We start from the raw sequence: 13,226 nt of genomic DNA, 5'->3' as shown, positions 1-13,226 counted from the left end.
TTTTCGTCCATAGCCACCACCTACGCCAAAATGCAGCCATCGCCAAGTGCGCCGCGCGGCCCCGTCACGGCAGGCACGGCAGGGCGTGACGCGGGCCTTACGAAGGGACGCGGGCTTTACGCGGGCGCGCGGCGCGGGTATCGTCCGGCGCATCGACCACGCAACCCCGCAAGGAGGCGTCATGCCCCGCCACTGGCTGTTCAAGACCGAGCCCGGCTGCTTCTCCATCGCCCATCTGGCCGCCCTGCCCGGCGCAACCACCAGTTGGGACGGCGTGCGCAACTACCAGGCCCGCAACTTCATGCGCGACATGCGCCTGGGCGACCTTGGGCTGTTCTACCACAGCGTCACCAACCCCTCGGTGGCGGGGGTGGTGGAAATCGTGCGCGAGGCCTATCCCGACCACACCGCGTGGGACCCGGAAGACCGCCACTTCGACCCGGCATCCACGCCGGAAAAGCCCCGCTGGTTCATGGTGGACGTGCGGCTGGTGCGCACCTTTGCCCAGCCGGTATCCCTGGCCCTGCTGCGCACCCTGCCGGAACTGGGGGACATGGAACTGTTGCGCAAGGGCAGCCGCCTTTCGGTGCAGCCGGTACGTCCGCAGGAATACGCCACGGTGCTGCGCCTGGCCGATGCCCCGGCCTGAGCCGCAGCCCCGCGCCCCATTGTCCACGCCATGCCCCGATGCGCCTGCGCGCCGGGCATGGACCATCCACCGCCACTTCACGGATGCATATCATGACCAAGGAACTGGAAGATCGCCTGACCCGGCTGGAAGAAACCGTCTATTTTCAGGAACAGACCCTGCGCGAACTGAACGACGCGCTGGTGCGCCAGCAGGCCCAACTGGACGAGACAGAACGGCTGCTGGAGGCCACGCGCGAACGACTGCGCTCGCTGACCCGGGCCATGGAGGACGACGGCGGAGAGGATACGGGACCGCCGCCGCATTATCTGTAGGAAACGTCGCGCAGCTGGTGAATTTCACCCAACTGGCGCATTTCGCCTCACCGGCGGTCAGGGCAACCTGTCCGCCGGTTTCCGTTGCAGGCCGCAAACCTGGCCTTTTCCGGCACAGGTGACCCGCACGCGTTCGCCTGAAAGACCCTCCGGAGAACGCTCGGGCCGGACTGTCCGCGCTCCTGTCCGCGCGAAATCCGGACCATCCCGGTGTCCATCAATCTGGGGAAACCGAAAAAAACGGGGACGCCGCTTCCCGGTCGATGGCTGCCTCACCGTAAAGCTCGCCATGCCAGCGGGCCAGATGCCGTGCCAGCACCCCTGCCAGCAGCACGCCCAGCCATGTGCCCGCCGTGTTGGCGGCCACGTCCGCCGCAAAGGCCATCCTGCCGGGCAGGAAGGCCTGCGCGCACTCCATGGCCACGCCCAGCAGGGCCATGGACCATGCCGCCCGGCGCGCTGCACGGGACAGAAGGGGCGTGGGCGGGTTGCCCCACAGCGACCCCGCCGCCAGCACCGCCAGCACCAGATAGGCCAGCGCGTGCCACACCTTGTCGATGTTCGGCACGTCCAGCAGCATGTCCGGCTGGGGGATCAGCGACTGATACATCACCACGGCCACGGCCAGCGCCCAGGCGCACCGGGTGCAGACCGGCCGCCACGGATGCCCGGCCAGCAGGGCCAGCAATGCCCATGCGTTCAGGGGCCGCCGGGGGCGTGGGGGATGCAGGGGGCGCGGTACACCGCTCCCGAATGGTGACATGAGAAATCCTGCATGAAAACGGCGGCCATGCCGCCGGTGAAAGCGCCGTCATCTAAAGGCCAGGGGCCGATACATCAGGGGACGGCGCGCCGCGCCGCTTCAGCGCAGCCGTCAGCCGCCGCCGGAACAGACCGTGCGGGGCGCGGCATCGCGCCCGCCCCTGTCCGACATGTCACTGCCCGAATTGCCTGACTGATCTGACTGGCCCGACTGGCCCGGCGGCGCGCACGGCCCGCAGGGGCCGAACTCCACGGGCAGCCCGGCGGCATGCCAGGCGTCCATGCCGCCCGCGATGCGGTAGGCCACGGCAAAGCCCTGCACCACGGCGGCGCGGGCGGCGGAATCGCTGCGGGTGGACGTGGCCCCGTCGCACACGAAGGCCACGGATGGACACTGCGCGGCGCACAGCACCTTGTGCAGCCACCAGCGCCGCAGAAGGCGGGCCACCCAGGTGAGCGGCAGGGGAAAGCACAGCGCGCCGGGAACGTGCCCGGCCTCGAACTGCGGGGCATCGCGCACGTCCACCACGCTCAGCGCCCCGGTCTGGACGCGCCGCCAGGCCTCGTCCGGAACCAGCAGGCCGTAGCCCCCAGCGTCCGCCTGCCGTTGCAGCCCGACCGGAAATCCCCGCGAACCATCGCCCATGCGCCGTTACCTTTCGCCCCCCGTGCACGGTTCCACCCTGCCCGCACGTAACACGGCGCGGACGGGACGAAAAGCCCGACCGCGCCGCGTGGCATGCCTGGTCCGGCGGGCCGCGCTTGCGGCCCGCCCTTCGCATCCCGGGGGATGTTTCCAAATCTGGGTTTAGCCCTAGACTTCGCCGCCCTTCAGGGAAGCAGGCGCTTCCGGCCCACTCTTCAGACACTTGAGCACGTGGGCCATGTTGCGGCCCAGGTTGACCATGGTGCGGATGCCTTCCTCGTCGCCGTTGACGTCGCCGGGGGCCAGGCCGATGCCCACGTTCCAGTAGCTGGAACACGGCACCACCATCTCGGCGATGCCGAAGAAGGCCATCAGCCCGTTGTACACCTGCTGCGCGCCGCCGCGCCGCACGGCCACCACGGGCGCGCCCACCTTCATGCGCAGCGCGCCGCCGTTGGCGATGGAGACCATGCCCGCGCGGTCGATGAGGGCCTTCATTTCCGTGGAGACGTTGGCGAAATAGGTGGGGGAGCCCAGAATGACGCCATCGGCCTTGTGCATGGCGGCGATCCATTCGTTCATGGGGTCGCCGGTCTGGATGCACTGGCCGTCCTGCTTTTCGAAACACTTCATGCAGGCGATGCAGCCGCGCACGGCCTTGCCGCCCACGCGGAATTCCTCGGTGGTGACGCCTGCGGCCTCAAGCTCGCGCCGGACGGCGCCGAGCAGGATGGACGTGTTGCCGTTCTTGCGGGGGCTGCCGTTGAAGACGACGACATGCATGGAAATATCCTCCGGTTGGGATGGGGACATGATGGGTGGCCGCATGGCCGCACCGCACCCGGAGGCGGGGCCGCGCGCCGTGCCCGCTCCGGCCAGGGAAGGCGGAACAGGGCACGGCGCGCGGCCCGTATCCGGGCTATTGCGCGGGGCCTGCGGCGGTTTCTTCCGCCGGGCCGTCGGCCTCTTCCACAAGCAGGCCCAACGGCACGTACGGGCCAAGGGGAATCAGTTCGAACTCTATCTGCCCCTGCTTGACCAGGGGCAGGGTGTTGATCAGCGACTGCGCTTCTTCCATGGAGGGGGCTTCCAGCACCATGACGGTGCCGGAGCGGTCCTGCCGGAAGTACACCTCGCGGACCACGTCGGCGAGATACATCTTGATGGTATGGGCCACTTCCTTCAGGAAGTTGGCGCGGATGACGTCGGGGGTGGCGTCTTCGCGAACCTTGTCGATGGCGAGAATCTTCATGCGCGGCTCCTGGTGGAATTCGGGTTGCACCCGGTCCACGACGGGTACGCGGTTTCGCCGTCTGGCTCAAGGCCCCAGTGCCCTGCCGCAGGGGACAAAACCGGGCAACGGCCCCGTCCTGCTCCCCTGCCTGCCGGGCAGGCCCGTTACTCCCCGGCCACCTCGCCGCGCGCCACGGGACAGTAGAAGCCCCGGTTCTCGCGCAGGGGGCCGTAACACTTGTTGCACGAGATGCACGTGGCGCGAGCGTCGTCGCCTTCCGCCCAGCGGCGCACCAGGCCGGGTTCGCGGATCAGCGGGCGGCACAGGGAAAGCATGTCCGCCGTGCCCTCGTCCACCAGTTGCTGCGCCACCTGCGGGGTACGGATGCCGCCCACCAGGATCAGCGGCGCGCCCACCTCGGTCTTGAAGCGGCGGGCGGCCTCGCGGTACCAGGCCTCGTCCTCCGGCTTGCGGATGCGGGTCACCCGGGCGGGCATGCGGCTCGGCGGGTTCATGGCCGTGCCGCCGGACATTTCCACGGCGTCCACCCCGGCGGATATGGCGTGCCGGGCCGTTTCCAGCATCTCGTCCACCTCGAATCCGCCGTCCATGAAGTCGGAATTGTTCAGCTTCACCCACACGGGACAGCTCGGCCCCACGGCCTCGCGCACGGCGCGCACCGCCATCAGCAGGGGGCGCATGCGGTTTTCCAGGCTGCCGCCGAACTGGTCGGTGCGCTTGTTGCGCGCGGGCGACAGAAACTGGCTCAGCAGGTAGCCGTGCGCGCCATGGACCTGTACACCGTCAAAGCCCGCCTGCACGGCGCGACGCGCGGCGGCGGCAATGGCGCTCACCACCTCGTCGAGGTCCGTTGCAGTCATTTCACGCATGGGCGGAAAGCCTTCCCGCTCGAAGGGGGTGGCGGTCATGCCGGGTTCTCCGGTGGCCGGGGTATGGGCCAGACCGCCCGCATGGGCCAGTTGGGCCACGATGCGCCCGCCGCCCGCGTGCACGGCGTCCGCCAGCATGCGCAGACCGGGAATGCACGCGTCGTCGTGGATGCCGAGTTGGCGGGGGCCCGCCTGCCCGCGCTTTTCCACGTAGGCATGGCCGGGAATGACCACGCCCACGCCACCCTTGGCCAGTGCGCCCAGCACGTCTGCCAGGGCCGGGGTGGCCAGGCCGTCGTCTGTGGCCAGCCCTTCCCAGGTGGCGGAACGGACGAAGCGGTTGGGCGATTCCAGGTTGCCGATGCGCACGGGAGCGAAAATGGATGCGCTCATTGGGTCTCCGTGATGCGCTACCCGCCCCGAAGGGGGGCCGCGCGTAAATGTTTCCTAAAATCGAAATGTTGCCGGTGATAATGCCGGGACAACGGACGGCGGGTTGCCGCCCCCCGTCATTTCTTCCGGTCGGCCAGCAGCACACCGGCCACGCCGATGTCTTCCGGCTGGCGACAATCGATAAGCACGGTGATGGTTTCCGGCGGCAACTTCATGACGCGCGCCGCCGTGGCGGTCAGTTCGCGCACCAGTTCGCGCTTGTCTTCCGTTGCCATGGGGTTGGCCACCACGCTGATGATGGGCATGCTACCACCCGTTCCAGTGGACCTTGGCTTCGTCGTAGCGGTCCTGCGGGGCCAGTTCCTGAGCCGGGTGGCCGATGACGATGAAGCCCAGCGGCACCACGTTGTCCGGCAGGCCGAGCAGGCGGCGAAAGCCATCCTCGCGGTCCTGCATGGGGTGCACGCCGGTCCACACCGCGCCCAGCCCCTTGCCGTGCACGGCCAGCAGGATGTTCTGCACGGCGGCGGAGCAGTCCTGCACCCAGTAGCCGGGGTACTTTTCCGCCGTCAGGTCGGCGCACACCAGAATGCCCAGCGGGGCCTTTGCGGCCATGGCGGCATACTGGCTGAACGCGGGAATGGCCTCCAGCAGCGCGCGGTCGTCCACGACCACGAAGCGCCACGGCTGGGCATTGCCCGCGCTGGGCGCGGACATGGCGGCGGCCAGGATGTCGCGCACATCGGACGCGGCAACGGGGGCCTCGGTGTACTTGCGAATGGAACGGCGCCCGTGGATGGCGGAAAGGATGTCCATGAAACCCTCCTGCGCCCTGTGTGGCGCGGATTTGCGAGGTGCCAGAGCATGATTCCTGCGGCATCGCCGTGTGCCCGGCCAGCCGCCGCCCCTGCCGGAGACTCCCTGCGGCAAGGCGGCGGTGGCCGGGACAGGCAACGCGGGCAAGAGATGGCGAAACTCTACGGCACAAAATACCTGCTTCGGATTTTTCATCAAGTACGCACCATTTTGTGGCATAGTATCCTGCAGCATACTGTAGGGTCTTGAAAGATACCGAAGATGATACTATGTTTCGCGCGGAGGTACCAGATGGTCACGGCATGCACCCTCAAGCACTGCGCGGGCAAGGAATACTACTGCTCGCTGGAACTGACCCTTCAGGTCATCGGCGGCAAGTGGAAGCCCATCATCCTGTGGCGGCTGGGCCAGGACGGTACGCTGCGCTTCAGCGAACTGCGGCGCATCATGCCCAACATCACCCAGAAAATGCTCACCCAGCAGCTGCGCGAACTGGAATCGGACGGCGTGCTGCACCGCGAGGTGTACCCTCAGGTGCCGCCCCGCGTGGAATATTCGCTGACCGAACTTGGCCGCAGCGTGCTGCCGGTGCTGTCCGAAATGTGCAAGTGGGGCCACGCCTTCGAGGCGAATCACGGCACGACCGACATGACTGGCGCCAAGGCCACCGGGCGCGGCGAGTCCGCAGCCATCGGCGACGACCTGGACATGGCCGTGGGCGAAGTGTAGCCGCCAGCCGTCTCGTTTCAGCCCCCCAAAAATAAAAAGCGCCCGGAGCAACTCCGGGCGCTTTTTATTTTTGGGATCAAACCGTGCCTACAATACATTCCGCAGGCACAGCAACGCCGTGCCCACGAAGGCGATGCCCGCCCCGGCAATGGCGCGGGGCGTGGGCCAGCGCCGCTCCACCAGTGCGGCCACGGGAATGATGAAAATGGGCTCCAGCCCTATGAGCGTGGCGGCAATGCCAGTCTTGGTGGCACCAATGGCCACCAGCGACAGCCACACCCCCACCACCGGCCCGATAAGCGAGGCCACCAGCAGCAGACGGAAATTGCGGCGGTCCTGACTGCTTCCGCGCACCACGCCCAGCGCCGGGCGCAGCCTGCCGGTCAGCATGGCCGTGGGCCAGAACACACCCATGGCCACCACCATGCGCAGCAGTGCGGCGAACAGCGGGTCCACCCCTTCGCTCAACCCCTGCTTGGACAGCACCATGCCACCGGAAAGCGCCAGTGCCGAGGCAAAGGCCAGACCCACCCCGCGCAAACGCACGGCGCGGGACAGGGGCACCGCCCCCTCGGGCACCGTGCCGCCGTCGCCCACCACCCAGGCCACCCCGACCGTGGCGATGAGAATGCCCGCGATGCCCATGGGGCCGATGGCCTCGCCCAGAAACAGGTAGCCGAGCACGGCGGTGATCACCGTGGACAACGACTGCACCAGCAAGGCCACCCGCGCGCCCACCAGCACCACGCCGGAATAGAACAGCAGGTCGCACAGGGCCACGCCGAACACTCCGGACAGGGCCAGCGATATCAAGGCCACTGTGCTGGGGCCGCCCGCGCCAGTCAGGCCAGTCAGGCCAGGCGAGTTGCCCGCGCCGGGCACCATCACCCCGCCGCCGAAAAAGAGCACGGATGCGCCCCACCATGCGCCGAACATCACGATGCAGATGGGCAGACGCAGCAGGATCAGGGTGTGGGCGCCAAGGCGCCGGGAAAGGATGGCGTGGATCTGGCACGAAACCGCCCAGAGGGCGGCGGTGGACAGGGCGGCGAGTTCGCCGGTCCCGAGGGCGGGCATGGGGTTCCTCCGCAGGGCGGAAGCTGGCCGGACGGGACCGGCGCACGGGTTGCCTGACGATTGCGTGGAAGTCGCGGTGGGAACCACGCACCGCCACCACGGCAGGCGCGGATGCCCGAGCGCACGGCCTACGCCTTGTGGCGCGCCGGGTCAACCATCCGGATATGCAGGCTGTTCCGCGAGCGGGAATGCACGGGGGGCGCGGTCCGTAGCCCCCTTACCCTGCCCTCTCAAACGGAGGGGGCGGACAAGGCAACGCCCAAACACCCCTTACGCGCTCAAACCCCTCTCGCGCAGTACACCCCAGCACAGCAGCGGAACATCGGTGATCAGCCCGGCCACGCCCCAGTCCATGAACCGGCGCATGTCCGCCTCTTCGTTCACGGTCCAGACGTTGACGGCAACGCCGATTGCCCGCAGCCCGGCCACGTCCGCTTCGGTGACGATGTCGTCGCCGGGGTGGTAGGCCACCACGCCAAGTTCGCTGCACAGGGCCACCGGGTCGTCCGGGCGCACGTCCTCCACCAGCGCGGCAAGGGCCAGCGCGGGTTCCATGCGGGCCGCGTGGCGCAGGCAGTCGTGCCGGAAGGAGGACAGCAGCGTCCGCTCCATCAGGCCATGCGCGCGGATGCATTCCAGCACGGCGCGGACCACCGCCTCGTCGCCCGGATAATTCGGGCTGCCAGGGCTGCCGTCCGCGTTGACGGTCATGTCCTTGATTTCCACGTTGACGCGCCAGGCGTGGTCCGCCGTGAAGGCCAGGGCCTCGTCCAGCGTGGGGATGCGCAGGCCGGGGAACAGGGCAAGGTCGTCGGCGGTCACTCCACCCGAGGCAATCTGGCCGTGCGGGTCCGCAGCCTGATACCAGCCGCCCGTGTCCAGTCCGCGCACCTCGTCCAGGGTGAAGTCGCAGACCCGCCACGGGGCTCGGCCTGCGTATTCCGGGCGGGTGGCCACGTCGGTGGTGCGGTCCAGGGTGTCGTCGTGCACCACCACCAGATGACCGTCAGCGGTAAGCTGCACGTCCAGTTCCCACAGGTCCGCGCCCTCTTCCAGCCCGCGCTGGGCGGCAAGGATGGTGTTTTCGGGCGCCACGGAGCGCGCGCCGCGATGGGCGATGCACAGCACCCGCCCCTCGCGCAGGGCGTAGTATCCTTCACGGGGCATGGTTGCACCGGACATGCTGACCTCCTGAAAATTCGAGCAAAGGCACGACTCCATGCCTGGAATACGTACCCCAAATAAAAAGTTTGGGAGGTTGGGGGGTCCGGGGGGAAGGAACCTTTTCCAAAAGGTTCCTTCCCCCCGGTTCATTTCCAACACTCTCTAACTACCGGCTTCGGTCCTCCGCCCCGCATACAAATTCACGCACGCCACCAGCGAGGTGCCCACGATGAGCAGGAACGAGATGGCGTTGATGACCGGGGTGGAGCCGTCGCGCACCTGCAGATACAGGTTGATGGGCAGGGTGGGTTCCGAGCCCACGAGAAACAGCGTGGTGTTGAAGTTCTCGAACGACATCAGGAAGGCCACTGCGCCCGCGCCGATGATGGCCGTGCGCAGGAACGGCAGGGTGATGTAGCGGATCACCTCCAGCCTCGTCGCCCCCAGATTCAGCGCGGCTTCTTCCAGCGTGCGGTCGAACTTTTTCAGCCGGGCGGAAACAACCAGGGTGACAAAGGTGGTGATGAACGAGAACTGCCCCAGCACCACCAGCCAGAAGCCGGGCCGCAGGATGCCCACGTCGATGCCCAGCACGTCTTCCATGAAGGTGCCCGCCGTGGTGGCGGCAATCAGGATGGAAATGCCCAGGATGACGCCGGGCACCACCAGCGGGGCCAGCATCAGGAAGTACAACGGCCCCTTCAGCGGAAACTCCTCCTGCTCGAACAGGAAGGCGGCGCAGGTGCCCACCAGCGTGGCCAGCGCGGACACCAGGATGGCGGTCTGGGCGCTGGTGAGGATGGACGACAGGTTGCCCCGGTCGTGGAAGATGCCGGTGCGCGCGGGCAGGTCGGCCAGGAACCAGTCCAGCGTGAAGCCCTTCCACGGCAGCGAGGGGAATTGCGAATCGTTGAAGGCCAGCACGCAGGTGACCGCCAGGGGTGCGAACAGAAAGACGAAGTACAGCGTGATATACAGGCCGTAGCCCATGGTGTAGCCGCGCGAGCGCGGCAGCGAACGGATCATTGCACTACCCTGCTCAGTTTCTGGCCGGTCAGCCGCAGCCCCAGCCAGATGATGCACGACGACAGCGCCAGCAGCAGAAAGCCGAAGGCCGCGCCCTGGTTCCAGTTGAAGCTGGCGATGAACTGGTTGTAGATCTGCTCGGTGAACCACAGCGAATTCTTGCCGCCCATCAGGTTGGGCGTCAGGTAGTTGCCAAGGGTGAGCATGAACACCACTATGCCCCCGGACATGATGCCCGGCATGCAGTGCGGCACCACGATGGTGCGCATGATGGTCCACGGGCCCGCGCCAAGGTCGCAGGCGGCCTCGATGAGGCTGTCATCCAGGCTTTCCAGCACGGACACCAGCGGCACCACCATGAACAGCATGGAGGTGTACACCAGCCCCATGATCATGGTGGCGTCGTTGTACAGCATCTCCACGGGCCTGGCGGTAATGCCCAGCGCCGTCAGCCAGTGATTCAGCACGCCGCTTTCGCGCAGCAGGATCATCCAGCCGTACACCCGCACCAGTTCGCTGACCCAGAACGGCAGCAGCAGCATGGTCAGCAGAAAGCGCGAGGTGTTCCGCGCCACCACCTTGGTCACGTAGAAGGCCACGGGCAGGGAAACCAGGAAGGTCAGCACGGTGACCAGCACCGAATACCCGGCTGTGCGCACGAAGGTCAGCCAGTAGATGGGTTCCGAGAAGAACTGGTGGTAGTTTTCCAGGCTCCAGCCTTCGTCGCCGAAGGCCGGGTCCATGCGAAAGGACATGATCAGCAGGTCGATGTGCGGCAACACGATGAGCAGCCCCAGCCACAGCACCACCGGGGTCAGGAACAACGCCAGGGTCAGGCGCAGTCCCGGTCGGGATTTCACGGGCGCTGCATGCACGGCGGCGCTCATTTCCCGCTCCCCGCCGCGAAGCAGATGCCCGCGCGGTCGTCCCAGCCCACGGTGATGCGGTCGCCGGGCTTGATGTGGTCGTACAGGCGGTTCTGGGGCAGGGCCACCATGACCTCGCGGCGCGAACCTTCCGGATGGGTCAGCAGGCGGCTGGCCGCGCCGTCGAACAGGATGGCCTGCACCTGCACCTGCACGCGATTGGCGCAGGCCCCGCGCACCGGCAGGGGCGCATCGCCGCCGTCACCAGCCACGTCACTGGTCGCGCCGCCTGTCGCGTCACCGGTCGCACACGACACCTCATCGGGGTCGATCAGCACTGCCTCTGGCCGGATGAACATGTCCACCCGCGCACCCCTGGCAAGCCCGGCGGCCACGCGGGCGCGGAACACCGCGCCCTCGTCGGTGCGCACCAGCCCCGCATCGCCGCTGGCTTCTTCCAGCGTGCCCGACCACACATTGGTCTCGCCCACGAAACCGGCCACGAAGGCCGAAGCCGGGCGGCGGTACAGGTTGCGCGGGGTGTCCACCTGCTCGAAGCGCCCGGCGTTCATGACCGCCACGTGGTCGGACATGACCAGGGCCTCGGACTGGTCGTGGGTGATGTACACGAAGGTGGTGCCCACCTCGGCCTGCAACGTTTTCAGTTCCACCTTCATCTGCTCGCGCAGCTTCAGGTCCAGCGCGCCCAGAGGCTCGTCCAGCAGCAGCACGGCGGGTTCCAGCACCAGGCAACGGGCAATGGCCACGCGCTGCTTCTGCCCGCCGGAAAGCTGGGCGGGCATCTTGGCCCCGTAACCGGGCAGGCCCACGCGTTCCAGCACGTCCTGCACCCGGCGGGTTATCTCGCCCCCGGCCATGCCCCGGCGTTTCAGGCCAAAGGCCACGTTGTCGGCCACGGACATCATGGGAAACAACGCAAGATGCTGGAAAATCAGGTTCACCGGGCGGCGGTTGGGGGCAATGCCCGCCATGTCGCGCCCGCGAATGGCGATGACGCCGGAATCGGGCGACTCGAACCCCGCGATCATGCGCAGCAGGGTGGTCTTGCCGCAGCCCGAAGGCCCGAGGATGGAAAAGAACTTGCCCTGCTCCACCTCGAACGACACGTCGTTGACCGCCGTGAATTTTTCAAAGCGTTTGACGAGGCGGGTGACGGAAAGGTCCGCAGATATACTTGGGGAAGCGCCTGGGGAAGCGGCAGAAGAAGCAACTGGCGAAATATCCGTGGGCATAGGGTCATGCACTCCCGCCGCGCTGGCCTGCCCGCCCTTTCGCCGCGTATCCCCGTCCGGTCCCGTGTCGGCACCGTTGCCGGGCCGCATCGGGTCCGCGTGGGGCTCGCGGATTCGCAAAAGGGCTTGGGCCGCCATGCGCGGCGCATCTGGATGGCCACCCGCTGCCGGGCCATCCGGTATCCATCGCGGTTACGCCCCACGCCGATGAACGGGGGCGAAACCGCCGGGCCCTGCACGCCCGGCGCGTCCTGTTCCGGATGCAACGAAACGGGGCGCCGCACCCCCCTCACGGGCAGGCACGGCGCCCCGGCGTCATGCTACTGGGCGGCCTTCACCCGGTCCAGCGCCTTGCCTTCCATGGCTTCGAGCTTGGCGGGCACGGGCGGGTACCACTTGATGTTGTCGATGACCTGCTGCGGGTAGCAGCGTTCGAAGTCGGCGCGGAAGGTGGGCTTCAGGCGTTCGCCCACACCCACGGCGGCGGTGGGGGTGTCTTCGGCGTTGGTGAACACGGCCGCGTTTTCGGGCCGCATCATGAAGTTGATCCACTTGTACGCGGCGTCGGCGTTGTCGGCCTTGGCGGGGATGGCGAAGGTGTCGATCCAGCCCAGCGCGCCGGTGGTGGGCGCCACGAAGTCGATGTCGGGATTTTCGGCATGCAGCTTGAAGCCGCCGTTGTCCCAGGCCTGGGCAATGTGCACTTCACCCGAACGCATGGATTCCAGCAGCGCGTCGCCGTTGGTCCAGTAGTTCTTCACCACGCCCTTGGCGGCGATGAGCTTGCCTTCCACCTGGTCCAGCATCTTCTGGTAGGCGGCCTCATCGGCGTACAGGGCAAAGGGGTCGATACCCATGCCGAAGGCCTGCGCGATGAGGGTGGGGCGCTTCAGGCGATAGCTGGCGCGGCCCGCGTACCTGGCGTCCAGCAGATCGGCAAAGCTCTTGGCCTCGGGCGCGAACTTGCGGTTCACGATCAGCCCGTCGGTGCCCCAGCAGAACGGCACGGCATACGACTTGCCCTTGACCAGGGTGTTCTTCTTCACCGCGTCGAGCATGGAAGGAATGAACCGGGCTGCCTCGATGCGGCCGAAGTCGATGGGCTGGTACAGGCCAAAGCTTGCCTGCACGGAAGAAATGCGGTCCTGGCTGGGCTGGGCAAGGTCGAACCCGCCGCCGCGCGTGGCGCGCAACTTGGCGATCATTTCCTCGTTGTTCGAATAGGTCACCTGCACCTTGTAGCCGGTTTCCTTCTCGAACTTTTCCACCAGTTCCGCCGGTGCGTAGCCCTTCCAGGTCAGCAGGCGGAATTCCTTGGGCGCGGCATGGCCCAGGCAGGGCAGCAGCAGCACCGTGAGCATCGACAGCAGCAACAACATCTTCTTCGTCATGTGCAGTCTCCGGGTA

16 protein-coding genes are annotated in these 13,226 nt (G+C 67.2%); 3 read left to right on the top strand and 13 right to left on the bottom strand.

Translation table 11 applies throughout. The features are described 5' to 3' along the window. Positions 1-181 precede the first annotated feature (181 nt). The gene (locus DESTE_RS15855) at positions 182-649 is read left to right on the top strand and encodes an EVE domain-containing protein (protein WP_035068739.1); all 468 of its coding nucleotides are present in this window, start codon (positions 182-184) and stop codon (positions 647-649) included. Between the two features lie 92 nt (positions 650-741). Then, positions 742-963: a SlyX family protein gene (locus tag DESTE_RS15850; protein WP_035068735.1), complete on the top strand. Its 222-nt coding sequence runs from the start codon at positions 742-744 to the stop codon at positions 961-963. A gap of 217 nt (positions 964-1,180) precedes the next feature. Here DESTE_RS15850 and DESTE_RS17340 read toward each other — a convergent pair whose 3' ends face one another. The 7 genes from DESTE_RS17340 to DESTE_RS15815 all read right to left on the bottom strand — a co-directional run bounded on the left by DESTE_RS17340 (position 1,181) and on the right by DESTE_RS15815 (position 5,704). Further along, complete coding sequence (locus DESTE_RS17340; protein ID WP_051384511.1) at positions 1,181-1,726, bottom strand: VanZ family protein; 546 nt, start codon at positions 1,724-1,726, stop codon at positions 1,181-1,183. 111 nt (positions 1,727-1,837) lie between these two features. Next, positions 1,838-2,371 carry a rhodanese-like domain-containing protein gene (locus DESTE_RS15840; RefSeq protein ID WP_035068732.1) on the bottom strand — a complete coding sequence of 178 codons (534 nt, stop codon included), beginning with the start codon at positions 2,369-2,371 and terminating at the stop codon, positions 1,838-1,840. 168 nt (positions 2,372-2,539) lie between these two features. Continuing rightward, positions 2,540-3,154 carry a flavodoxin family protein gene (locus DESTE_RS15835; RefSeq protein WP_035068729.1) on the bottom strand — a complete coding sequence of 205 codons (615 nt, stop codon included), beginning with the start codon at positions 3,152-3,154 and terminating at the stop codon, positions 2,540-2,542. Between the two features lie 136 nt (positions 3,155-3,290). Continuing rightward, a complete protein-coding gene (locus tag DESTE_RS15830) occupies positions 3,291-3,623 on the bottom strand; it encodes a hypothetical protein (protein ID WP_015946597.1) in 333 nt (110 codons plus the stop codon). A gap of 146 nt (positions 3,624-3,769) precedes the next feature. Further along, positions 3,770-4,888, bottom strand: coding sequence for an NADH:flavin oxidoreductase (locus tag DESTE_RS15825; protein WP_035068726.1), 1,119 nt, complete (start codon positions 4,886-4,888; stop codon positions 3,770-3,772). Positions 4,889-5,004: 116 nt separating this feature from the next. Next, positions 5,005-5,193 carry a 4-oxalocrotonate tautomerase DmpI gene (dmpI, locus tag DESTE_RS15820; RefSeq protein WP_035068723.1) on the bottom strand — a complete coding sequence of 63 codons (189 nt, stop codon included), beginning with the start codon at positions 5,191-5,193 and terminating at the stop codon, positions 5,005-5,007. A 1-nt stretch (position 5,194) separates the two neighbouring features. Further along, positions 5,195-5,704 (bottom strand): nitroreductase family protein, encoded by a 510-nt coding sequence (locus DESTE_RS15815; RefSeq protein ID WP_035068721.1) that lies wholly within the window; start codon positions 5,702-5,704, stop codon positions 5,195-5,197. A gap of 291 nt (positions 5,705-5,995) precedes the next feature. Between DESTE_RS15815 and DESTE_RS15810 the strand changes: the two genes are divergently transcribed. Next, entirely contained in the window at positions 5,996-6,433 is a 438-nt protein-coding gene (locus tag DESTE_RS15810) for a winged helix-turn-helix transcriptional regulator (RefSeq protein ID WP_035068719.1), read from the top strand. A gap of 87 nt (positions 6,434-6,520) precedes the next feature. On the opposite strand, the gene DESTE_RS15805 is transcribed toward DESTE_RS15810, so the two are convergent. From DESTE_RS15805 to DESTE_RS15780, 6 genes are all read right to left on the bottom strand, one after another. Then, entirely contained in the window at positions 6,521-7,510 is a 990-nt protein-coding gene (locus tag DESTE_RS15805; RefSeq protein ID WP_035068717.1) for a DMT family transporter, read from the bottom strand. Between the two features lie 270 nt (positions 7,511-7,780). Further along, positions 7,781-8,692, bottom strand: a complete 912-nt coding sequence (locus DESTE_RS15800; protein ID WP_084559503.1) for a glycerophosphodiester phosphodiesterase — start codon at positions 8,690-8,692, stop codon at positions 7,781-7,783. Between the two features lie 144 nt (positions 8,693-8,836). Beyond that, the gene (locus tag DESTE_RS15795; protein WP_035068715.1) at positions 8,837-9,700 is read right to left on the bottom strand and encodes an ABC transporter permease; all 864 of its coding nucleotides are present in this window, start codon (positions 9,698-9,700) and stop codon (positions 8,837-8,839) included. Continuing rightward, positions 9,697-10,587, bottom strand: a complete 891-nt coding sequence (locus DESTE_RS15790) for an ABC transporter permease (protein WP_051384510.1) — start codon at positions 10,585-10,587, stop codon at positions 9,697-9,699. Before DESTE_RS15790 ends, DESTE_RS15795 begins: the two co-directional genes overlap by 4 nt. Next, positions 10,584-11,819: an ABC transporter ATP-binding protein gene (locus DESTE_RS15785; protein ID WP_245590878.1), complete on the bottom strand. Its 1,236-nt coding sequence runs from the start codon at positions 11,817-11,819 to the stop codon at positions 10,584-10,586. The genes DESTE_RS15790 and DESTE_RS15785 overlap by 4 nt, the downstream gene beginning before the upstream one ends. 320 nt (positions 11,820-12,139) lie before the next feature. Beyond that, on the bottom strand, positions 12,140-13,210 hold the full coding sequence (locus DESTE_RS15780; protein WP_035068712.1) for an extracellular solute-binding protein: 1,071 nt from the start codon (positions 13,208-13,210) through the stop codon (positions 12,140-12,142). Between the last annotated feature and the right edge of the window lie 16 nt (positions 13,211-13,226).

The organism is Nitratidesulfovibrio termitidis HI1, from assembly GCF_000504305.1.
GTDB classification, from domain to species: domain Bacteria; phylum Desulfobacterota; class Desulfovibrionia; order Desulfovibrionales; family Desulfovibrionaceae; genus Cupidesulfovibrio; species Cupidesulfovibrio termitidis.
The sequence above is the reverse complement of the archived record's forward strand: the minus strand, read 5'-3'. Positions and strand labels throughout refer to the sequence as shown.

Coding starts and splice junctions, on each gene's coding strand:
- DESTE_RS15855 (WP_035068739.1), top strand. CDS start 182: ATGCCCCGCCACTGGCTGTTCAAGACCGAGCCCGGCTGCTTCTCCATC.
- DESTE_RS15850 (WP_035068735.1), top strand. CDS start 742: ATGACCAAGGAACTGGAAGATCGCCTGACCCGGCTGGAAGAAACCGTC.
- DESTE_RS17340 (WP_051384511.1), bottom strand. CDS start 1,726: ATGTCACCATTCGGGAGCGGTGTACCGCGCCCCCTGCATCCCCCACGC.
- DESTE_RS15840 (WP_035068732.1), bottom strand. CDS start 2,371: ATGGGCGATGGTTCGCGGGGATTTCCGGTCGGGCTGCAACGGCAGGCG.
- DESTE_RS15835 (WP_035068729.1), bottom strand. CDS start 3,154: ATGCATGTCGTCGTCTTCAACGGCAGCCCCCGCAAGAACGGCAACACG.
- DESTE_RS15830 (WP_015946597.1), bottom strand. CDS start 3,623: ATGAAGATTCTCGCCATCGACAAGGTTCGCGAAGACGCCACCCCCGAC.
- DESTE_RS15825 (WP_035068726.1), bottom strand. CDS start 4,888: ATGAGCGCATCCATTTTCGCTCCCGTGCGCATCGGCAACCTGGAATCG.
- dmpI (WP_035068723.1), bottom strand. CDS start 5,193: ATGCCCATCATCAGCGTGGTGGCCAACCCCATGGCAACGGAAGACAAG.
- DESTE_RS15815 (WP_035068721.1), bottom strand. CDS start 5,704: ATGGACATCCTTTCCGCCATCCACGGGCGCCGTTCCATTCGCAAGTAC.
- DESTE_RS15810 (WP_035068719.1), top strand. CDS start 5,996: ATGGTCACGGCATGCACCCTCAAGCACTGCGCGGGCAAGGAATACTAC.
- DESTE_RS15805 (WP_035068717.1), bottom strand. CDS start 7,510: ATGCCCGCCCTCGGGACCGGCGAACTCGCCGCCCTGTCCACCGCCGCC.
- DESTE_RS15800 (WP_084559503.1), bottom strand. CDS start 8,692: ATGTCCGGTGCAACCATGCCCCGTGAAGGATACTACGCCCTGCGCGAG.
- DESTE_RS15795 (WP_035068715.1), bottom strand. CDS start 9,700: ATGATCCGTTCGCTGCCGCGCTCGCGCGGCTACACCATGGGCTACGGC.
- DESTE_RS15790 (WP_051384510.1), bottom strand. CDS start 10,587: ATGAGCGCCGCCGTGCATGCAGCGCCCGTGAAATCCCGACCGGGACTG.
- DESTE_RS15785 (WP_245590878.1), bottom strand. CDS start 11,819: ATGCCCACGGATATTTCGCCAGTTGCTTCTTCTGCCGCTTCCCCAGGC.
- DESTE_RS15780 (WP_035068712.1), bottom strand. CDS start 13,210: ATGACGAAGAAGATGTTGTTGCTGCTGTCGATGCTCACGGTGCTGCTG.